The following is a 19902-nucleotide window of genomic DNA, read 5'->3' as shown; positions in this document are numbered from 1 at the left end:
CCGGGGCCGACGACCCGAGGAGGAGCCCGTGACCGCCGACCACCCCAGCCCTGACGTCCCCGCCATCAGTGCCCCGGCGGCCCGGGGGCCCGGCCGGCTGCGACGCCGGTGGGCGCGGGCCCTCGCCACCGCCGAGGCGGGCATGAGCACCGCCGAGTACGCCGTCGGGACCGTGGCGGCCTGCGCCTTCGCCGCGGTCCTCTACCGCGTGGTGACCGGCGGCTCGGTCGTCACCGCGCTGGGCGACCTGGTCGACTCCGCCCTCGGGGTCCTGTCCTGACTCCCCGCCGACCCCGGGGCGAGCGGCAGGAGGCGGGCATGGTCACCGCCGAGACCGCCGTCGTGCTGCCGGTGCTGCTGCTCGTGCTCGCCGCCGTGGTGTCCGCCGTCGTGGTGGTCGGGGCCCACCTGCGCTGCGTGGACGCGGCGCGCGAGGGCGCCCGCGCGGCGGCCCGCGGCGAGGACGTGGCGCAGGTGCGCGCGCTGGCGGCACGCGCGGCTCCCGCGGGGGCGGTGACCGCGGTGGCCGTGGCGGGCGGGGAGGTGCGGGTCACCGTCAGCGCTCGGGTGCCGCCGCTGGGCGTCGGGCCGGCGGTCGGGGTCGGGGCGAGCGCTGTCGCACGCCTGGAGCCCGGTGTGGAGCCGGGATGAGCTGGCGCGGGGAGGCCGGCGAGCGCGGGTCGGCGACGGTCTGGACGGTGGCGCTGGCCGGTGTGCTCGCGGTCGTCGGGCTCGCGGCGGTCCTGGTCGGCGCGGCCGCCGTCGCCCGCCACCGGGCCGGGTCCGCCGCCGATCTGGCGGCGCTCGCTGCCGCGGCCCGGGCGGTCGCCGGGGACCCGGCCGAGTGCTCGGCCGCCGCGCAGGTCGCCGAGGCCAACGGCGCGGTCCTCACCGGGTGCACGGTCGGCGAGGGCGCGGTCGTCGACGTGCGGGTGGCGGTCACCGTCCCGCTCGGGCCGCTGGGCACCCGCCGGGCGCAGGGCCTCGCCCGAGCCGGGCCGGTGCCGCCGGAGGGCTCAGAAGACCAGGTCGTCCTCGACGTACCCGCCGCCCGCGTCGGCGGGTCCCTCGGGGGCCGGCGGGTCCCCGGCCTCGGCCTCCGGCCGGGTGGGGGGCCGTCCGACGCCGGGCCGGCGCAGCAGGCCGCGGACCGGACCGGTCGGCATGACGTGCGCGGTGCCGGTCCCGCCGTCGGCCCCGTCGCCGTCCTCGTCGTCCCCCGCGCCCTCCGCGGCGGCCAGCTCGTCGAGGACGACGTCGAGCACGCGCACCGCGCCGGCCTTGTCCAGCGGGTCGTTGCCGTTGCCGCACTTGGGCGACTGCACGCAGGACGGGCAGCCGCTCTCGCACTCGCAGCTGGCCACGGTGGCCCGGGTGGCCCGCAGCCACCGCCGCAGCGCGGCGTACCCGCGCTCGGCGAAGCCCGCGCCACCCGGGTGCCCGTCGTAGACGAACACCGTCGCGGTGCCGGTGTCGGGGTGCAGCGCGGTCGACAGCCCGCCGAGGTCCCAGCGGTCGCAGGTGGCCAGCAGCGGCAGGATCCCGATGGCGGCGTGCTCGGCGGCGTGCAGCGAGCCGGGCAGTGCCAGGTCGTCGACGTCCGCGCGGGCCACCGCGTCGGCGTCGAGGGTCAGCCACACCGCGCGGGTGCGGAGCTGGCGGGCGGGCAGGTCCAGCGGGAACTCCGCGAGCACCTCGCCGGTGCCGGCCCGCCGCCGCTGGTAGGCCACGACCTGGTTGGTCACGTCGACGACGCCGGTGTGCGCGGTGACCGTGCCCAGCCGGCGGGTCCGCTCGACGTCGACGATCGAGAGGTCGGTGACGTCGCGGGCCACGGTCGTCCACTCCGGGCTCTCGGCGTGCACGACGGCGCAGGCGTCGTCGGGGTCGAACTCGTCGACGACGAAGGTGTCGCCGCGGTGCACGTAGAGCGCGCCGGTGTGCACGGTCGAGTGGGCCGCGCCGCCGTCGACGGTGCCCAGTAGCCGTCCGGTGTCGCCCTCGATGATCGCCACGGGCTCGCCGCCGCTGCCGCGGATGTCGACGTCGGGACGCCCACGGCCGGCCCAGTACCAGCCGGCCGGGCGCCGCCGCAGGTCGCCGGCGGCGACGAGCTCCTCCAGCCGGGCCTCGGCCACGGGGCCGCCGAAGTCGGGCAGGTCCTCGGGCGTCAGCGGGAGCTCGGCGGCCGCGGAGCACAGCTGCGGGCCGAGGACGTAGGGGTTGGCGGGGTCGGTGACGGTGGCCTCGACCGGCCGGCCGAAGACCGCGCGCGGGTGGTGGGCCAGGTAGTGGTCCAGCGGGTCGTCGCGGGCGACGAAGACGACGAGCGACTCGCGCTGCGCGCGCCCGGCCCGGCCGGCCTGCTGCCACAGGGAGGCCAGCGTCCCCGGGTAGCCGGCCAGCACCACGGCGTCGAGACCGGCGATGTCGATGCCGAGCTCGAGGGCGTTGGTGGTCGCGACCCCGAGCAGGTCGCCCGCGGACAGCGCCCGCTCGAGCTCGCGGCGCTCCTCGGGCAGGTAACCGCCCCGGTAGGAGTCGACCCGCCGGACGAGGTCGCCGCGGCCGCGGTCGGCCAGCAGCCGGCGGGCCTGCTCGGCCACCGTCTCGGCGCTGCGCCGCGACCGGACGAACGCCAGGGTGCGCGCGCCGCGCTCGACCAGGTCGGCCAGCAGCCCGGCGGTGTCCGCGGCGGCCGACCGGCGCAGCGGCGCACCGTGCTCACCGGTGTGCTCGGTCAGCGGCGGCTCCCACAGCGCGAACGTGGCACCCGGGCGCGGCGAGCCGTCGTCTGTGACGGCGACGACCGGCGCCCCGACCAGCCGGGTCGCCGCCGCGGCCGGCTCGGCCACGGTCGCCGAGGCCAGCACGAACACCGGGTCGGCGCCGTAGCGGCGGCAGATGCGGCGCAGCCGGCGCAGCACGTGCCCGACGTGCGAGCCGAACACCCCGCGGTAGGCGTGGCACTCGTCGATGACGACGTAGGCCAGCCTGCGCAGGGTCGACGACCAGCGCTGGTGGGCCGGCAGCACGCCGCGGTGCAGCATGTCCGGGTTGGTGACGATCCACCGCGAGTGGCGGCGCACCCAGTCGCGCTCCTCGGCGGGGGTGTCGCCGTCGTAGGCCGCCGGCCGCACCGACGGGTCGGCGAGCGCGGCCACCGAGGCCAGCTGGTCGCGGGCCAGGGCCTTGGTCGGGGCGAGGTAGAGGACGCAGGCGCGCGGGTCCTCCACGAGCCGGGTGAGCGCCGGCAGCTGGTAGGCCAGCGACTTGCCCGACGCGGTGCCCGTGGCCACCACGACCGAGGTGCCCGCGCGGGCGAGCTGCGCGGCCTCGACCTGGTGCCGCCACGGCTCAGCCACGCCCTGCTGTTCCAGCCGCTCGCGCAGCGCCGGGTCGACCCACTCCGGCCACGGCAGGGTCCGGCTCCGCCGCACCGCGAGCCGGTGCACGTGGGTGACCGGGGACTCCTCCTCGGCGGTGCCTGCCAGCAGGTCCTCGAGCAGCTCCGCCCCCGGCGGCACGCTGCCCGCCGGCGGCACGGCCGACCCGTGCCCGGCGGCCGCCCCGTGGACGGCCGGCGCACTGCCGGCCGGCGTCTCCCGGGACACGTCACCCCCCGATGACCCCTCACGGCCGGATGGGGGAGCAGCCGGCCGGACCGGGTGGAGCGTGGTCACCCCACCACTGTCACATCCGGGGGCAACCCGCCGCTGGCCCGTCGCGGCCTCCGCCTGCGCATCCGCCGGAGGGGGCAGACGAGAGGTGTGATCTCGCTTACAGTGGCGCGGCGTCGCCGGGCGGTCCCGCTCGCCGACGTGCTCTCCGCCGACCGGGGACGCGAGCCGCCCGGCGGCAGCCGACCGCTGGGAGGTACTGATGCCGGACAATGATCTCTCCGGCGGGGACGTCGTCCTCGTGACGGCAGCCCTCGTCGTCTCGCTGGCTGCGCTCGTCTTCGCCTGGTCCCTCGTGCGTGCCGTCCTGGCCACGGACCAGGGCACCGTCCGCATGCGCGAGATCGCCCAGGCCGTGCAGGAGGGGGCCGGGGCCTACCTGAGGCGGCAGTTCCGCACCCTCGCGGTCTTCGCCGTCATCGTCTTCCTGCTCCTGCTGGTGCTCCCGGTCTCCGAGGGCGGCTGGGGCACGCGGCTGGCCCGGGCCGTCTTCTTCCTCGTCGGCGCGCTGTTCTCCGCGACCGTCGGCTTCATCGGGATGACGCTGGCCACGCGCGGCAACGTCCGGGTCGCGGCCGCCGCCCAGAGCGGCGGCTATCGGCCGTCCTTCCGCATCGCGTACCGGACCGGCGGCGTGTGCGGGATGATCACGGTCGGCCTGGGCCTGTTCGGCGCCTCCCTGGCGCTGCTGCTCTTCGACGAGACCGCCCCGGTCGTCCTCGAGGGCTTCGCCTTCGGCGGCGCCCTGCTGGCCATGTTCATGCGCGTCGGCGGGGGCATCTTCACCAAGGCCGCCGACGTCGGCGCCGACCTCGTCGGCAAGGTCGAGGCCGGCATCCCCGAGGACGACCCGCGCAACGCCGCGACCATCGCCGACAACGTGGGCGACAACGTGGGTGACTGCGCCGGCATGGCCGCGGACCTGTTCGAGTCCTACGCCGTCACGTTGGTCGCCGCGCTGATCCTGGGACAGGTCTTCTTCGGCGCCGACGGCATGGTGTTCCCGATCGTCGTGGCCGCCATCGGCGTGCTGGCCTCCGTCGTCGGGATCCTCGCCAGCAACCCCGGCAAGAACGACTCCAGCGGCCTGGCGCCGATCAACCGCGGCTTCTTCACCTCCGCGGTGGTCTCCCTCGTGCTCGTCGTCGTTGCGGCCTTCACCGTGCTGCCGGGCGTGGCCGACGTCCCCGACTCCGTGGTCAACCCGCAGGTCCTCGGCTTCGTGTCCGTCCTCATCGGCATCGTCCTGGCCGCCGCCATCCAGCAGCTGACCGGCTACTTCACCGAGACCTCGCGCAAGCCGGTCCGCGACATCGGCCGCAGCTCGCTCACCGGCGCGGCGACCGTCGTCCTGTCGGGCATCTCGCTGGGCCTGGAGTCGGCGGTCTACGCCGCCCTGCTCATCGGCGGCGCGGTCTACGGTGCCTTCCTCATCGGCGGCGGTGCCGCGCTGTACGCCGTCGCCCTGGCCGGCTGCGGCCTGCTCACCACCGCCGGCGTCATCGTCTCGATGGACACCTTCGGGCCGGTCAGCGACAACGCCCAGGGCATCGCCGAGATGTCCGGCGACATCGACGAGGAGGGCGCGCGCGTCCTCACCGACCTCGACGCGGTCGGCAACACCACGAAGGCCATCACCAAGGGCATCGCCATCGCCACCGCCGTCCTGGCCGCGACGGCGCTGTTCGGGTCCTACAACGAGCAGGTCCGCACGGCGCTCGGCGACGTCGACCTGGCGCAGGCGTTCAGCCTGGTCGAGCCGGACAACGTCGTCGGCGCGATCATCGGGGCGGCGGTCGTCTTCCTCTTCTCCGGCCTTGCCATCAGCGCCGTCTCCCGCGCCGCCGGGCGGGTCGTGTTCGAGGTCCGGGAGCAGTTCCGCACGCGGCCCGGGATCATGGACTACAGCGAGCGGCCCGACTACTCCGCCGTGGTCGACATCTGCACCAAGGACTCGCTGCGCGAACTGGCCACCCCCGGCCTGCTCGCCGTCCTCGCCCCCGTCGCGGTCGGCTTCGGGCTGGGCTTCGGCCCGCTCGCGGCCTACCTCGTCGGCGCCATCGCCACCGGCACGCTGATGGCCGTGTTCCTCGCCAACTCCGGCGGCGCCTGGGACAACGCCAAGAAGATGGTGGAGGACGGCGCCTACGGCGGGAAGGGCAGCGAGGCGCACGCGGCGACCGTCATCGGCGACACCGTCGGCGACCCGTTCAAGGACACCGCGGGCCCCGCGATCAACCCGCTGCTCAAGGTGATGAACCTCGTCGCGCTGCTCATCGCGCCGGCGGTCGTCACGCTGTCGGTCGGCGACGACGCCAACACCACGGTGCGGCTGCTCATCGCCGGGGCCGCCGCGGCGGTGGTCATCGGTGCCGTCATCGTGTCCAAGCGCCGCTCGGTCGTCGTCGGCGGCGCGAGCGAGGAGCCCGCGGACACGCTCTCCACCTCCGCCACCTGAGCCCACCCCGCGAGCCTCCGCCCGGCCTGGCGCCGGGCGGGGGCCCGCGGCGGCGGTTGTGGACGGCCGGCCGGCTGTGGACGACGGGACCGGTCCGGGCGCGGTGCGGCCCTAGCGTCCGCGGCGCCGGACCACCGTGGCCCGGCGCCGACGCCGGGAGGGCCGTTGTCCGCACCGATCGCCATCCAGCTCGACGCCGTCCAGGCGCTGGGCGAGGAGCTCGCCGCACTCGCCGCCGAGCTGTCCGACGACGCCGACCTGTGCGGCTCCACCGCCGTCTCGCTGGCGACGGCGGCGCCGGGCGAGGTGTCCGACCAGGCCGGCGCGACCGGGCAGCTGTGGGCGGTGCTCGTCGCCGACCTCGTCGCCGGGGCGCGGGCGGCGTCCACCGCGCTGCTCGAGGCGGTGCGGTCCTACCGGCTCGCCGACGCCGCCGTCTCCGACCGCGTGCTGGCCGCCCGGGCGGCGCTGCCCGTGGGCACCCGGTGAGCGCCCCGGGCCTCACGGCGGTCGCCGCGTGGGACGTCGCCCTGCTCGACGGCGCGGTCTGGACGCTCGAGGCGGTCACCGAGCGGCTGCCTCCGTGGCGGGGGCGCATGGAGGCCGTCGGGCGGGCCCTGCGGGAGGCCGAGTGCTGGTCCGGGGACGCCGGGCAGGCCGCCGCGCTGGCACTGGGCGAGGTGTCGGCCGTGGTCACGGCGGTGACCGGCGCGCTGGTGGCCTCGCTGGTCCGGCTGGAGGACACCGCCCGCGAGGCGCGCACCGCCCAGGAGCTCGCCGAGCAGGCGCTGGCCGAGGCGGCGGCTCTCGGGGTGACCGTCGACGAGGCGGGCGGGGTGGTGGTCCCCGCGGCGGCGCCACCGGCCGCCGGCGCGACACCGGAGGCGGTGGCCGACCACTACGCGGCGATCGCCGAGCGGGCGGCCGCGGCGGAGCGGGTCGCCGGGACCGCGGCCGACGCCCTCCGGGCCGCCGCCCGGGCCGCCACGCACGCGGCCGACTCGGCCGGCCCGCTGGCCACGGTGGGCGTCGTCGGGGGCGCGGCCCCGGCGGGCTTCGCGGCCCTCTCCGCGGCGGCCGGCGCCGCCGGTGCCTTCCGCGTCCCGGCGGTGCTCCCCCCGCCGGACGCGTCCCCCGACGAGGTCGCCGCCTGGTGGGGCGGCCTGGCCGGACCTGCGCGGGACGAGCTCCTGACCGCCGCGCCGCCCGAGCTCGGCCGGCTCGACGGCCTGCCGGCGTGGGTGCGCGACCGGGTCAACCGCGTCCTCCTCCACCAGACGCTGGCCGATCCCTCCGCCCCGGGACGCGAGGTGGCGCTGGCCGTCGCCGCGGAGGTGGCGGCGGAGGAGGCCGCGGGCCGGACCGTCCAGCTCTGGGTCTACGAACCGGCCGACGACCTGGTCGCGCTCGTCCACGGCGACGCGGACACCGCCGACGACGTCGCGCTGCTCGTTCCCGGCCTGGGCAACACGGTCGCCGACGACCTCGACGCGCTCGGCGACGACGCGCAGGCGGTGGGGGACGCCGCCCGTGACGCGGCGCCGGGCGCCTCGGTCGCGACGATCGCCTGGTTCGGCTACCGCCCGCCGGCCGGTGCGGGCTCGTGGCGCGTGGCCTTCGCCGACGCCGCGGCCCGGGGCGGCGCGGCGCTGGCCGGGGACCTGGCGGGCCTGGCGGCGGCACGGAAGGGCAACGGGCCCGGCCGTGCGGGCGACCCGCGGGTCACCGTCGTCGCGCACAGCTACGGCACCGTGGTCGTCGACCAGGCCGCCGACCGGCCGGGCCTGCTCGACGCCGACGCGGTCGTCCTGCTGGGCAGCCCGGGGATCGAGGAGGAGGACGCGACCGGACTCGAGGCGCCCGAGGTCCACACCGCCTCCTCCCCGGCGGACCCGATCTCCACCCTCGAGTGGTTCGGCCCCAGCCCGTGGCGCCCGGACTTCGGCGCGAGCCTCCTGCCGGTCGACCCGTACACCCTGCACTGGGAGTACTACGACCCCGACCGGCCCACCGTCGGCGCGATCGGCGAGGTGGTGACCGGCGAGCGCCAGGCCGACTGAGTGGGCCGGGACCCGCGCGGGGGAGGCGGGGAACAGCGGCGCTGCTGCACCGTTGGACGCGGTGACGGCGCGCCCGCGCGGGGTCGCCAGCCGGTCGCGTTCCGCGGTCGTGGCCTACCGTGGCCCGCCGAGGGGGCGCACCGCGTGACGACGAGACCGCGTACCGCGTTGCCGCGACCAGCACCACCGACAGGAGCACCGTGCCCACGAAGACCACGAAGAACGGCCAGACCGCCGGCGAGACCGCCGGCGGCACCAGCACGCCCGCCCGCCGCCGGGGCGCCGCTGCCGGGGGTGGTCGTCCGCTGGTCATCGTGGAGTCGCCGACCAAGGCCGGGAAGATCGCCGGCTACCTGGGCAACGGCTACGTCGTCGAGGCCAGCGTCGGCCACATCCGCGACCTCCCGCGCAACGCCGCCGACGTCCCCGCCGAGCACAAGGGCGCCTCGTGGGCCCGTCTCGGCGTCGACGTCGACAACGCCTTCGAGCCGCTCTACGTGGTCAGCCCCGACCGCAAGCAGCAGGTGAGCCGGCTCAAGCAGCTGGTCAAGGACGCCAGCGAGGTCTACCTCGCGACAGACGAGGACCGCGAGGGCGAGGCCATCGCCTGGCACCTGGTCGACACGCTCAAGCCGCGGGTCCCCGTCCGCCGGATGGTCTTCCACGAGATCACTCCGGAGGCCATCGCCCGCGCCGTGGCCAACCCCCGCGAGCTCGACACGGCACTCGTCGACGCGCAGGAGACCCGCCGCATCCTCGACCGGCTCTACGGCTACGAGGTCAGCCCGGTCCTGTGGAAGAAGGTCCTGCCCAAGCTGTCGGCCGGCCGCGTGCAGTCGGTGGCCACCCGCATCGTCGTCGAGCGGGAGCGCGAGCGGATGGCGTTCACCGCCGCCGACTACTGGTCCCTCGACGGCGTCTTCGCCGTCCCGGGCCGCACCGGTGCTGACGCGGGCGAGCCGACGACGCTGCGCGCCCGCCTGGTCAGCGTCGACGACAGCCGCGTGGCCACCGGCCGCGACTTCGACCCCGCCACCGGCCAGGTCACCGGCGACGTCGTCCACCTCGACGAGGCCGGCGCCCGCGGGCTGGCCGCCCGGCTCGAGGGCCGCCAGGTGACCGTCAGCCGCGTCGACGAGAAGCCCTACCGGCGCCGCCCCTACGCGCCGTTCACCACCTCGACGCTGCAGATGGAGGCCGGCCGCAAGCTGGGCTGGTCCTCGGCTCAGGTCATGCGGGTGGCCCAGCGGCTGTACGAGAACGGCCACATCACCTACATGCGGACCGACTCGACCAACCTCTCCGCCGAGGCGATCAACGCCGCGCGCACCCAGGCCCGCGAGCTCTACGGCGACGCCTACGTGCCGGCCGAGGCGCGCCGCTACAGCAAGAAGGCCAAGGGCGCGCAGGAGGCGCACGAGGCGATCCGCCCGGCCGGTGACTCCTTCCGCACCCCCGGCCAGCTGGCCGGGCAGCTCGCCCGCGACGAGTTCCGCCTCTACGAGCTCGTCTGGCAGCGCACCATCGCCTCGCAGATGGCCGACGCGGTCGGGCAGACCGTCAGCATCCGGCTGGCCGGCCGCAGCACCACCGACGAGCGGGTCGAGTTCACCGCGTCGGGGCGCACCATCACCTTCCCCGGCTTCCTGCGCGCCTACGTCGAGTCCCGCGACGAGGGCGCCGCCGGGTCCGACGACGAGCACGGCAGCGACGACGCCGAGCGGCGGCTGCCCCGCGTCGAGCGCGGCCAGCAGCTCGACACCCGCGAGCTCGAGCCCAAGGGCCACACCACGAGCCCGCCGTCGCGCTACACCGAGCCGAGCCTGGTCGCCCGGCTCGAGGAGCTCGGGATCGGCCGCCCGTCGACCTACGCGTCGATCATGCAGACCATCCAGGACCGCGGGTACGTGTGGAAGAAGGGCTCCGCGCTGGTGCCCTCCTTCACCGCCTTCGCGGTGGTGAACCTGCTCGAGCAGCACTTCGCCGCGCTCGTCGACTACGACTTCACCGCCTCGCTGGAGAACGAGCTCGACGAGATCGCCAACGGCGAGCTGGGCCGGGTCGACTGGCTGACGGAGTTCTACTTCGGCGGCGAGGGCCGGCACGCCGGCGGCATCGCCGCCTCCGGCGGCCTCAAGCAGGTCATCGGCCAGCAGCTCGAGGAGATCGACGCTCGCGGCGTCAACTCCATCCCGCTGCGCGCCCGGAGCCCCCAGGGCGAGCCGGTGGTGGTGCGGGTCGGCCGCTACGGCCCCTACCTGCAGGCCGGCGGTGAGGACGGCGCGCGGGTCAGCATCCCCGAGGACATCGCGCCCGACGAGCTCACCGCCGACAGGGTCGCCGAGCTCCTCGCCGCGCCGTCGGGGGACCGCGAGCTCGGCACCGACCCCGCCACCGGCCAGACGGTGGTGGTCAAGGCCGGCCGCTACGGCCCCTACGTCACCACCGTCGTGCCCGAGGGCAGCAAGGAGAGCCCCCGCACGGCCAGCCTCTTCGCGTCCATGTCGCCGGAGACGGTGACGCTGGAGCAGGCGCTGCAGCTGCTCACCCTGCCCCGCACCGTCGGCACCGCTCCCGACGGCGAGGAGATCCAGGCGCTCAACGGCCGGTACGGGCCCTACGTCAAGAAGGGCACCGACTCGCGCTCGCTGGAGAGTGAGGACCGGCTGTTCACCGTCACCCTCGACGAGGCGCTGGCGATCTTCGCCCAGCCCAAGCAGCGCGGCCGGCGGGCGGCGGCGGCTCCGCTCAAGGAGCTCGGCCCCGACCCGGTGACCCAGGGGCAGATCACCGTCCGCGAGGGCCGCTTCGGGCCCTACGTCACCGACGGCGAGACCAACGCCAGCCTCCGCAAGGGCGACGAGGTCGAGACCATCTCGCTCGACCGCGCCGCCGAGCTGCTGGCCGACCGTCGCAGCCGGCCGGCGGCCACGAAGAAGAAGGCCGCCAAGAAGACGACCGCGAAGAAGACCGCGGCGGCCAAGGGGACCACCGCGGCCAAGAAGACGGCCGCGAAGAAGACGGCCACGAAGACCACCGCGAAGAAGGCCGCGGCCACCGACGCCGTCCCCGCGAGCTGAGCCGGGCCGTGACCGGCACGATCGACCCCGCCGACTGGGACCAGCGGCGCACGTCGTTCGGGTCGGTCGCGGCCGACTACGCCGCGCACCGCCCGGGCTACCCGCCCGACGCGGTGGCCTTCCTGCTCGGGAACCGGCCGCGCCGCGTGCTCGACCTGGGCGCCGGCACAGGCCTGCTCACCGACGTCCTCGTCGCCGCGGGGCACGAGGTGCTCGCCGTCGACCCGTCGGCGGAGATGCTCGGACAGCTCTCCGCCCGGCACCCCGAGATCCCCGTGGCGGTCGGCGGGGCGGAGGCGGTCCCGCTGCCCGACGCGAGCGTCGACGCCGTCGTCGCCGGCCAGGCCGCGCACTGGTTCGACCCGGAGCCGGCCGCGGCGGAGCTGCGCCGGGTGCTGCGGCCCGGCGGCGTCGTCGGGTTCGTGTGGAACGTGCGCGACGAGACCGTCCCGTGGGTGGCCGCGCTCGGCGCCGCCCTGGCCGCGGAGGCACGCGGCCACGAGGCCGACCAGGGCGTGGTCGCGCGGTTCGCCGAGGCGCTGCCGGCCGACGTCGCCACGGCGCGGTCGGGGATCGTCCAGACGGTGACGCCCGAGCAGGTCGTGGGCGGCATCGGCACCCGCAGCTACGTGGCCACCATGACCGCCGAGGGGCGCGCCGCCTTCCTCGGCGGCATCCGCGACCTGCTGGCCGGCCACCCCGACACCCGCGGCCGTGCCGTCCTCGAGCTGCCCTACCGCACCGACGCCTACCGGCTCACCCCGCGCTGAGCGCTCGGCCCTCCGCGATCGCCCGCAGCGCCGCCACGTGTGCGTCGAAGGCCCGCCGGCCGTCCCGGGACAGCAGCAGCCACGTCCGCGGCCGTTTGCCCACGTAGCCCTTGCGGACCTCGACGTAGCCGGCCCGCTCCAGGGTGGCCACCGTCCTCGACAGCATCGAGTCGCTGACCTGCACGCCGTCGCGGACGAAGCCGAACTCCGCTTCCTCGGCCGCCGCGAGCGTGGCCATCACCGAGAAGCGCACCGGCGCGTGGATGACCTCGTCGAGCGCGTGCCGCGGGTGCCCGGCCGCCGTCACCGGGGCCGCTCCCGCCAGGCCCCGACCAGGCAGGGCGCCGCAACGGCGACCGCCAGCGGCGCCCACCACGACCAGTCGTGGGCCAGCCCCGGCACGGTCAGCCTCACCGCGAGCCCGACGGCCAGCACCGCGCCCCACAGCCCCATCGCCAGGCCGAACCGGGGCGAGAACCCCGCCCGGGTCGTGCCGCGGCCGCCCAGCAGGGCCGCCGTGGCACCCAGGACGGCGAGGGCGAACACCGTCGCCGCGGCACCCACCCCGCGCTCGCTGCCGGCCAGCGGCTGGGCGAGGGAGAAGCCGGCGCTCGCGCAGCCGAGGGTCACGAGGAAGGCCGACGCGGCCGGGCTCGCGCCGTCGCGGACCCGCGCGGCGTCGGCCTCGGCGAGCAGCGCGGCGGCGGACTCGGGCGTGGGCGCGGTCATGGCTGCCTCCTGATCGGGTGCGCGACAGAGCGGCAACTACTTCCAGGTGGTCAACTACTTTCCGGGCGGTGGCCGACGGCGAACACCCGGCGGAACGGCAGCACGGTGGTGCCGTCGGGCTGCGCCGGATAGGCCGCCCGCAGCGCCGCGGCGTACTCGGAGGTGAACGCCGCGGCGTCGTCGCCGAGCAGGGCCAGGACCGGCCGCAGCACGGTGCCGCGCACCCAGTCCAGCACCGGGTCGGGGCCGCGCAGCACGTGCAGGTAGGTGGTCTCCCAGACGTCGGCCGCCAGCCCCGCCCTGGTGAGGACGTCGAGGTAGCCGGCCGGCGCGAGCACCGGGTCGGCCGGGGGAGCGGCGGCCGCGAGCCGGCCGCCCCAGCGCGGTGCGGTGCACAGGTCGGCGAGCAGCCGGTGGGTCGGGGCGCCGGAGTTGCCGGGGACCTGCAGCGCCAGCCAGCCGCCGGGCGCCAGCGCCGCGGCCCACCGCGCCAGCAGGCCGGCGTGCCCGGGCACCCAGTGCAGGACCGCGTTGCTCACCAGGACGTCGACCGGGCGGTCGGGCCGCCAGTCGCGGACGTCGCCGGGGACGAAACGCACCCGCCCGGGAACGGAGTACGCGGCCGCCGCGGCGAGCATCTCCGGCGAGGAGTCGACGCCGGTGACCCGCGCGCCCGGCCACCGCTGCGCGAGCGCGGCGGCCGGCTCCCCGGTGCCGCAACCCAGGTCGACGACCTCGCGGGGCGCCTCCGCGTGCACCCGGGCGACCAGGTCGGCGAACGGCCGGGCCCGCTCGCCGGCGTAGCGGAGGTACGTGGCGGGGTCCCAGGCGGTCACCCGCCGACCGTAGGACCGCGGGGGTGTCGGCCCCGGCCGGTACCGTGGACCGGCCGCCGCACCTCTCCTCGAACACCCCCGGGAGCCCCCGATCGACGCCTCCGCCCGCGTGCCCGGCCGCGGCCTGTTCGTCGCCTTCGAGGGTGGGGAGGGAGCCGGCAAGTCCACCCAGGTGCGCCGGCTGTTCGACTGGCTGGGGCTGGTCGAGGTGCCCGCGCGGGTCACCCACGAGCCCGGCGGCACGGCGCCCGGCGCCCGCATCCGCGCGCTGCTGCTCGATCCGGCCTCCACCGGCCTCTCGCCGCGCGCCGAGGCGCTGCTCTACGCCGCCGACCGCGCCCACCACGTCGACACCGTCGTCCGCCCGGCGCTCGACGCCGGCGAGGTGGTCGTCACCGACCGGTACGTGGACAGCTCGCTGGCCTACCAGGGCGCCGGGCGCGCCCTCGCCCTCGAGGAGGTCCGGCGGCTGTCGCAGTGGGCCACCGGTGGGCTCGTGCCCGACCTGACCGTGCTGCTGGACCTGCCGCCCGAGGCGGGTCTCGCCCGCGCCCGCGGCCGGGCGGCCGCCGACCGACTGGAGTCGGAATCGGTGGAGTTCCACGAGCGGGTCCGTGCCACCTTCCGCGACCTCGCGGCCGCCGAGCCCGCGCGCTACCTCGTGCTCGACGCCCAGCGCCCCGCCGACGACCTCGCCGACGCCGTCCGCGAGCGGGTCGCGGCGCTGCTCCCGGGCAGGGTCGCGTGAGCGTCTGGACGCAGGTCATCGGCCAGCCCGCGGTCGTCGCGGAGCTGCAGGCCGCCGTCGCCGACCCCACGGCGATGACCCACGCCTGGCTGTTCACCGGGCCGCCGGGGTCGGGCCGGTCGGTGGCCGCGCGCGCCTTCGCCGCCGCCCTGCAGTGCCCCGACGGCGGCGACGGGACCTGCCACCAGTGCCGCACGGTGCTCGCCGGCAGCCACGCCGACGTCGCCACCGTCGTCCCCGAGGGGCTGTCGATCGGCGTCACCGAGGCCCGCGAGCTGGTGCGCCTGGCCGGCCGGGCGCCGTCGCAGGGCCGCTGGCAGGTCGTGGTGGTCGAGGACGCCGACCGCATGACCGAGCAGGCGTCCAACGCCGTGCTCAAGATGATCGAGGAACCGCCGCCGCGGACGGTCTTCCTGCTCTGCGCGCCCAGCCTGCACCCCGACGACGTGCCGGTCACCATCCGCTCGCGCTGCCGCGTGGTGGGCCTGCGGACGCCGCCGGTCGACGCCGTCGCCGACGTGCTGGTGCGCCGCGACGGGATCGACCCGGCGCTGGCGGCGTGGGCGGCGGGCGCGGCCGGCGGGCACGTCGGGCGCGCCCGGCACCTAGCCCGCGACGAGGGCGCCCGGCTGGCCCGCAAGGCCGTACTCGACGTCCCGCTGTCCCTGGTCTCCCTGGCCGCCTGCCTCAACGCCGCCGACGACCTGGTCAGCTCGGCGAAGGAGGAGTCCGACCGGACCACCGCCGTCCTCGACGGCGCCGAGACCGAGGCGGTCAAGACCAGCCTCGGCGTGGGCGCGCGCGGGCCGGGCGTCGCCGCCAGCCGGGGCGGCGCCGGCGTCCTCAAGGACCTGGAGAAGCGGCAGAAGAGCCGCGCCACCCGGCTGGGCCGCGACTCGCTGGACCGGGCCCTGGTCGACCTCGCCGGGCTCTACCGCGACGCGCTGGTGCTGGCCGCGGCGGGGGAGCAGACCCCGGTGCTGTCGCACCCCGACCGGCGGCAGGACGCCGAGGAGCTGGCCCGCCGGATCGGTGCCGAGGGTGCGCTGCGGCGGATCGACGCGGTGCTGGCCTGCCGGACCGCGCTGGAGCAGAACGTGAAGCCGCAGATCGCCGTCGAGGCGCTCACCGTGGCCCTCCGCCTCCCCGCGGCCTGACCGCCGGGCCTGCGCGGGGCGCGGACGGCGGTGTCGTACGCTGTTCCCCGCACGCCCGCCGCCTTAGCTCAGTCGGTAGAGCATCTCACTCGTAATGAGAAGGTCGTCGGTTCGATTCCGACAGGCGGCTCTCACTCTCCCGTGTCCCGTCACCCGGGAACGTCGCCGGTCCGTGGCACGATCCGCCGGTGACCAGCAGCGCGGCCGACCAGCGCCTGCGTGACCTCGCGCGGCTGCGCCGCGTCCGCGATCGGATCGACCGGGAGTACGCCCAGCCGCTCGACGTCGAGGCGCTCGCCCGCGGCGTGCACGTGTCGGCCGGCCACCTCAGCCGCGAGTTCAAGGCGGCGTACGGCGAGTCGCCCTACAGCTACCTGATGACCCGGCGCATCGAGCGCGCGATGGCCCTGCTGCGGATGGGCCACCTCAGCGTCACCGAGGTCTGCTTCGCGGTCGGCTGCTCGTCGCTGGGCACCTTCAGCACCCGCTTCACCGAGCTCGTCGGGATGCCGCCGAGCACCTACCGGCGGCTGGCGGCGCAGGCCTCCGCGGGCCTCCCGGCGTGCGTGGCCAAGCAGGTCACCCGACCGGTCAGGAATCGAGAAGCGCCGGTCACGGCGCCGTCCCTAGCGTGACCGCCATGGACCTCACCATCGCCTCGACCTTCCTCCCGCACGACGACGCGGAGGCCTCGCTGGCCTTCTACCGCGACGTCCTCGGCTTCGAGGTGCGCCTCGACGTCGGCTCCGGCCGGATGCGCTGGATCACCGTCGGCCCCGCCGGTGGTGCCGGTACCGCCGTCGTCCTGCACCCGCCGGCGGTCGACCCCGGCACCAGCGACGAGGAGCGCCGCGTCGTCACCGAGATGATGGCCAAGGGCACCTACGCGATGCTCGTCCTGGCCACGGCGGACCTCGACGGCACCTTCGAGCGGCTGGTCGCCCGCGGCGCCGACGTCGTCCAGGAGCCGACCGAGCAGCCCTACGGCCTCCGCGACTGCGCCGTCCGCGACCCCGCCGGCAACCTGCTCCGCATCAACGAGCTGGCCTGACCCGCCCCCAGCGACCGCGCCGACGACGGCGGCGCCTCCCCGATGGACAGACGACCGGCTGGAGAGACGACCGGATGGAGAGACGACCGGATGGAGAGACGATGAGCACCGCCACAGGCACCGACCCGCTGTCGCCCGCGCTGCACGCCGCCGACGGCCACGACGTCATCCGCGTCGTCGGCGCGCGTGAGAACAACCTCAAGGACGTCAGCGTCGAACTGCCCAAGCGCCGGCTGACGGTGTTCACCGGCGTCTCCGGGTCGGGGAAGAGCTCGCTGGTGTTCGGCACGATCGCCGCCGAGTCGCAGCGGCTGATCAACGAGACCTACAGCGCCTTCGTGCAGGGCTTCATGCCCACGCTGGCGCGGCCCGAGGTCGACCTGCTCGAGGGCCTGACGACGGCGATCATCGTCGACCAGGAGCGCATGGGCGCCAACCCGCGCTCCACCGTCGGCACCGCCACCGACTCCAACGCGATGCTGCGCATCCTGTTCAGCCGGCTCGGCACGCCGCACATCGGTCCCCCCACGGCGTTCTCCTTCAACGTCCCCACGCGGAAGGCGAGCGGGGTGATGAGCACCGAGAAGGCCGGCGGCCGGGTCGAGAAGGCCGTCGTCCGCGACGTCGTCTACATGGGCGGCATGTGCCCGCGCTGCGAGGGCATGGGCTCGGTCTCCGACTTCGACCTGACGGCGCTCTACGACGAGACGAAGTCGCTGGCCGAGGGCGCGCTGACCGTCCCCGGCTACAGCATGGACGGCTGGTACGGCCGGATCTTCAGCGGCGCGGGCCTCCCCATGGACAAGCCGATCGGGAGGTTCACGAAGAAGGAGCTGGACGACCTCCTCTACAAGGAGCCGACGAAGATCAAGGTCGAGGGCATCAACCTCACCTACGAGGGCGTGATCCCGAAGATCCAGAAGTCGATGCTGTCCAAGGACGTCGAGGCGATGCAGCCGCACGTCCGCGCCTTCGTCGAGCGCGTGATCACCTTCCAGCCCTGCCCCGAGTGCGAGGGCACCCGGCTGAGCCCGGAGGCCCGGTCGTCGCGGATCCGCGGCAAGAACATCGCCGACCTCTGCGCGATGCAGATCAGCGACCTGGCCGAGTGGGTCCGCGCCCTCGACGAGCCGTCGGTCGCCCCGCTCCTCAGCGGCCTGCGCCACCTGCTCGACTCCTTCGCCGAGATCGGGCTGGGCTACCTCTCGCTCGACCGCCCGGCCGGCACCCTGTCCGGCGGCGAGGCGCAGCGCACGAAGATGATCCGCCACCTCGGCTCGTCGCTCACCGACGTCACCTACGTCTTCGACGAGCCCTCGATCGGGCTGCACCCGCACGACATCCAGCGGATGAACGGCCTGCTGCTGCAGCTGCGGGACAAGGGCAACACGGTGCTCGTCGTCGAGCACAAGCCCGAGATGATCGCGATCGCCGACCACGTCGTCGACCTCGGCCCCGGCGCCGGAACGGGCGGTGGCCAGGTGGTGTTCGAGGGCAGCGTCGAGGGGCTGCGGGCCGCCGGCACCACCACCGGCCGCCACCTCGACGACCGGGCGGCGCTGAAGGACGAGGTCCGCCGGCCCACCGGGGCGCTCGAGGTCCGCGGCGCGTCGACGCACAACCTCCGGGACGTCGACGTCGACGTCCCGCTCGGCGTCCTCTGCGTGGTCACCGGCGTCGCCGGCTCCGGCAAGAGCTCGCTCATCCACGGCTCGGTCGCCGGCCGCGACGGCGTGGTGGTGGTCGACCAGAGCGCGATCCGCGGCTCGCGGCGCAGCAACCCGGCCACCTACACCGGCCTGCTCGAGCCGATCCGCAAGGCCTTCGCCAAGGCCAACGGCGTCAAGCCCGCGCTGTTCAGCTCCAACTCCGAGGGCGCCTGCCCGACCTGCAACGGCGCCGGCGTCATCTTCACCGACCTGGGCGTCATGGCGACCGTCGAGTCGCCGTGCGAGGAGTGCGAGGGCAAGCGGTTCCAGGCGGCGGTGCTGGAGTACCGGCTCGGCGGCCGCGACATCAGCGAGGTGCTCGCGATGTCGGTGATCGAGGCCGAGGCGTTCTTCGGCGACGGCGACGCGCGGCTGCCCGCGGCCCACAGGATCCTCGCCCGCCTCGCCGACGTCGGCCTGGGCTACCTCACCCTCGGCCAGCCGCTGACGACGCTGTCCGGCGGCGAGCGGCAGCGGCTCAAGCTGGCCACCCAGATGGCCGAGAGCGGCGAGGTCTACGTGCTCGACGAGCCGACCACCGGCCTGCACCTCGCCGACGTCGAGCAGCTCCTGGGCCTGCTCGACCGGCTCGTCGACTCGGGGCGGTCGGTGATCGTCATCGAGCACCACCAGGCGGTCATGGCGCACGCCGACTGGATCGTCGACCTGGGCCCCGGCGCCGGCCACGACGGTGGCCGGGTCGTCTTCGAGGGCACCCCGGCCGACCTCGTGGCCGCCCGCTCCACCCTCACCGGCGAGCACCTGGCGGACTACGTCGGCCGCTGACCGGCTCCGTCGGCCAGGATGCGCGGGTGGACAGCACCCTGGACAGGGCCGTGGTCAGCGCGGTCGCACACCGCTGGCACCCCGTCGCCGCCCCGGTCTCCGACGACGCCCTCGCCCGGCTCGTCGAGCGCCTGGCCCCGCCCCTGCGCGGCCGGGTGCTCGACCTCGGCTGCGGCCAGGGCGCCTGGCTGCTCCCGCTGCTGGCCGCGCAGCCGGGTCTGGTCGGCGTCGGCGTGGACACCTCCGCGCCCGCCCTCGACGCCGCACGGGACCGGGCCGCGATGGGCGGTCTCCGGGGGCGCGTGGAGTTCGTCCAGGCCGACGCCGCCACCTGGGAGGGCGGCCCGTTCGACGCCGTCGTCTGCATCGGGGCCACGCACGTCTTCGGCGGCCCGGCCGGGACCCTCGACGCCGTCCGTCGCTCGCTGCGCCCCGGCGGGCGGGTGCTCTTCGGCGACGGCTTCTGGGAGGCCGGCCCCAGCGACGCGGCGCTGGCCGGCCTCGGCGCCGAGCCCGGCGAGCTGCCCGACCTGCCGGGGCTGCTGGCCGAGGTGCAGCGCTGCGACTTCGAGCCCGGCTACGCGCACCTGTCCACGCTCACCGAGTGGGACGAGTACGAGTGGTGCCGGACCGGCGCGCTGACGGAGTGGGCGCTCACCGAGGCCGACGGGTCCGAGCGCGCCGCCGCCCTGGAGGCCGCCCGCACGCACCGGAGCCAGTGGCTGGAGGGCTACCGCGGCGAGCTCGGCTTCGTGACCCTCGTCCTGCACGACACGCGTGGCTGACGAGCGGGCCTGAGACGACGACGGCGGTGCGACCCCGGGTGGGGTGCACCGCC

General features: G+C 76.0%; 17 protein-coding genes, 1 tRNA gene and 1 pseudogene. 15 read left to right on the top strand and 4 right to left on the bottom strand.

Going from position 1 to position 19902, the window contains the following annotated elements:
• Positions 1–28: 28 nt before the first annotated feature.
• The 3 genes and pseudogenes from FN207_RS08705 to FN207_RS27510 form a co-directional block, all read left to right on the top strand.
• Positions 29–280, top strand: a complete 252-nt coding sequence (locus tag FN207_RS08705; RefSeq protein WP_142458027.1) for a DUF4244 domain-containing protein — start codon at positions 29–31, stop codon at positions 278–280.
• Positions 281–318: 38 nt separating this feature from the next.
• On the top strand, positions 319–651 hold the full coding sequence (locus tag FN207_RS08700; RefSeq protein ID WP_142458025.1) for a TadE family type IV pilus minor pilin: 333 nt from the start codon (positions 319–321) through the stop codon (positions 649–651).
• Positions 648–989 (top strand): annotated as a pseudogene (locus FN207_RS27510) (Rv3654c family TadE-like protein); the annotation flags it as partial. The gene FN207_RS08700 and the pseudogene FN207_RS27510, both read left to right, overlap by 4 nt.
• Before the next feature lie 27 nt (positions 990–1016).
• Here FN207_RS27510 and FN207_RS08690 read toward each other — a convergent pair.
• On the bottom strand, positions 1017–3614 hold the full coding sequence (locus FN207_RS08690; protein ID WP_246065894.1) for a DEAD/DEAH box helicase: 2598 nt from the start codon (positions 3612–3614) through the stop codon (positions 1017–1019).
• 268 nt (positions 3615–3882) lie between these two features.
• Here FN207_RS08690 and FN207_RS08685 point away from each other — a divergent pair, with 268 nt between their 5' ends.
• The 5 genes from FN207_RS08685 to FN207_RS08665 all read left to right on the top strand — a co-directional run bounded on the left by FN207_RS08685 (position 3883) and on the right by FN207_RS08665 (position 12048).
• A complete protein-coding gene (locus tag FN207_RS08685; protein ID WP_142458023.1) occupies positions 3883–6138 on the top strand; it encodes a sodium-translocating pyrophosphatase in 2256 nt (751 codons plus the stop codon).
• Between the two features lie 165 nt (positions 6139–6303).
• A complete protein-coding gene (locus tag FN207_RS08680; RefSeq protein WP_110908963.1) occupies positions 6304–6627 on the top strand; it encodes a hypothetical protein in 324 nt (107 codons plus the stop codon).
• Entirely contained in the window at positions 6624–8198 is a 1575-nt protein-coding gene (locus tag FN207_RS08675) for an alpha/beta hydrolase (RefSeq protein ID WP_142458021.1), read from the top strand. The genes FN207_RS08680 and FN207_RS08675 overlap by 4 nt, the downstream gene beginning before the upstream one ends.
• 200 nt (positions 8199–8398) lie before the next feature.
• Positions 8399–11278: a type I DNA topoisomerase gene (topA, locus tag FN207_RS08670; RefSeq protein WP_142458019.1), complete on the top strand. Its 2880-nt coding sequence runs from the start codon at positions 8399–8401 to the stop codon at positions 11276–11278.
• Between the two features lie 8 nt (positions 11279–11286).
• The gene (locus tag FN207_RS08665; protein ID WP_246065893.1) at positions 11287–12048 is read left to right on the top strand and encodes a class I SAM-dependent methyltransferase; all 762 of its coding nucleotides are present in this window, start codon (positions 11287–11289) and stop codon (positions 12046–12048) included.
• On the opposite strand, the gene FN207_RS08660 is transcribed toward FN207_RS08665, so the two are convergent.
• The 3 genes from FN207_RS08660 to FN207_RS08650 are packed head-to-tail and all read right to left on the bottom strand — an operon-like array spanning position 12035 to position 13613.
• A complete protein-coding gene (locus FN207_RS08660) occupies positions 12035–12355 on the bottom strand; it encodes a winged helix-turn-helix domain-containing protein (protein WP_246065892.1) in 321 nt (106 codons plus the stop codon). The two genes, FN207_RS08665 and FN207_RS08660, sit on opposite strands and share 14 nt — an antisense overlap.
• Entirely contained in the window at positions 12352–12777 is a 426-nt protein-coding gene (locus FN207_RS08655; protein ID WP_142458017.1) for a hypothetical protein, read from the bottom strand. Before FN207_RS08655 ends, FN207_RS08660 begins: the two co-directional genes overlap by 4 nt.
• A 50-nt stretch (positions 12778–12827) precedes the next feature.
• Entirely contained in the window at positions 12828–13613 is a 786-nt protein-coding gene (locus tag FN207_RS08650) for a trans-aconitate 2-methyltransferase (RefSeq protein ID WP_142458016.1), read from the bottom strand.
• 109 nt (positions 13614–13722) lie between these two features.
• Here FN207_RS08650 and tmk point away from each other — a divergent pair, with 109 nt between their 5' ends.
• From tmk to FN207_RS08615, 7 genes are all read left to right on the top strand, one after another.
• On the top strand, positions 13723–14361 hold the full coding sequence (gene tmk, locus FN207_RS08645) for a dTMP kinase (protein ID WP_246065891.1): 639 nt from the start codon (positions 13723–13725) through the stop codon (positions 14359–14361).
• Positions 14358–15518, top strand: coding sequence for a DNA polymerase III subunit delta' (locus FN207_RS08640; protein WP_142458012.1), 1161 nt, complete (start codon positions 14358–14360; stop codon positions 15516–15518). The genes tmk and FN207_RS08640 overlap by 4 nt, the downstream gene beginning before the upstream one ends.
• A 57-nt stretch (positions 15519–15575) precedes the next feature.
• A tRNA-Thr gene (locus FN207_RS08635) sits at positions 15576–15648 on the top strand.
• 58 nt (positions 15649–15706) lie between these two features.
• Positions 15707–16153 (top strand): helix-turn-helix transcriptional regulator, encoded by a 447-nt coding sequence (locus FN207_RS08630; RefSeq protein ID WP_142458010.1) that lies wholly within the window; start codon positions 15707–15709, stop codon positions 16151–16153.
• A 5-nt stretch (positions 16154–16158) separates the two neighbouring features.
• Complete coding sequence (locus FN207_RS08625; protein ID WP_142458008.1) at positions 16159–16569, top strand: VOC family protein; 411 nt, start codon at positions 16159–16161, stop codon at positions 16567–16569.
• Between the two features lie 101 nt (positions 16570–16670).
• A complete protein-coding gene (locus FN207_RS08620; RefSeq protein ID WP_142458006.1) occupies positions 16671–19064 on the top strand; it encodes an ATP-binding cassette domain-containing protein in 2394 nt (797 codons plus the stop codon).
• 26 nt (positions 19065–19090) lie between these two features.
• Positions 19091–19849, top strand: a complete 759-nt coding sequence (locus FN207_RS08615) for an SAM-dependent methyltransferase (RefSeq protein ID WP_185938252.1) — start codon at positions 19091–19093, stop codon at positions 19847–19849.
• Positions 19850–19902 lie beyond the last annotated feature (53 nt).

This window comes from Geodermatophilus aquaeductus (assembly GCF_900182545.1).
Lineage (GTDB): Bacteria > Actinomycetota > Actinomycetes > Mycobacteriales > Geodermatophilaceae > Geodermatophilus > Geodermatophilus aquaeductus.
Note: the sequence above shows the minus strand (reverse complement) of the source record. Positions and strands in the feature narration are given on the sequence as shown.

What these genes read in the sequence shown, in the direction of transcription:
- FN207_RS08655 (WP_142458017.1), bottom strand. Translation starts at nt 12,777, where the DNA reads ATGACCGCGCCCACGCCCGAGTCCGCCGCCGCGCTGCTCGCCGAGGCC.
- FN207_RS08620 (WP_142458006.1), top strand. Translation starts at nt 16,671, where the DNA reads ATGAGCACCGCCACAGGCACCGACCCGCTGTCGCCCGCGCTGCACGCC.
- FN207_RS08625 (WP_142458008.1), top strand. Translation starts at nt 16,159, where the DNA reads ATGGACCTCACCATCGCCTCGACCTTCCTCCCGCACGACGACGCGGAG.
- FN207_RS08700 (WP_142458025.1), top strand. Translation starts at nt 319, where the DNA reads ATGGTCACCGCCGAGACCGCCGTCGTGCTGCCGGTGCTGCTGCTCGTG.
- FN207_RS08685 (WP_142458023.1), top strand. Translation starts at nt 3,883, where the DNA reads ATGCCGGACAATGATCTCTCCGGCGGGGACGTCGTCCTCGTGACGGCA.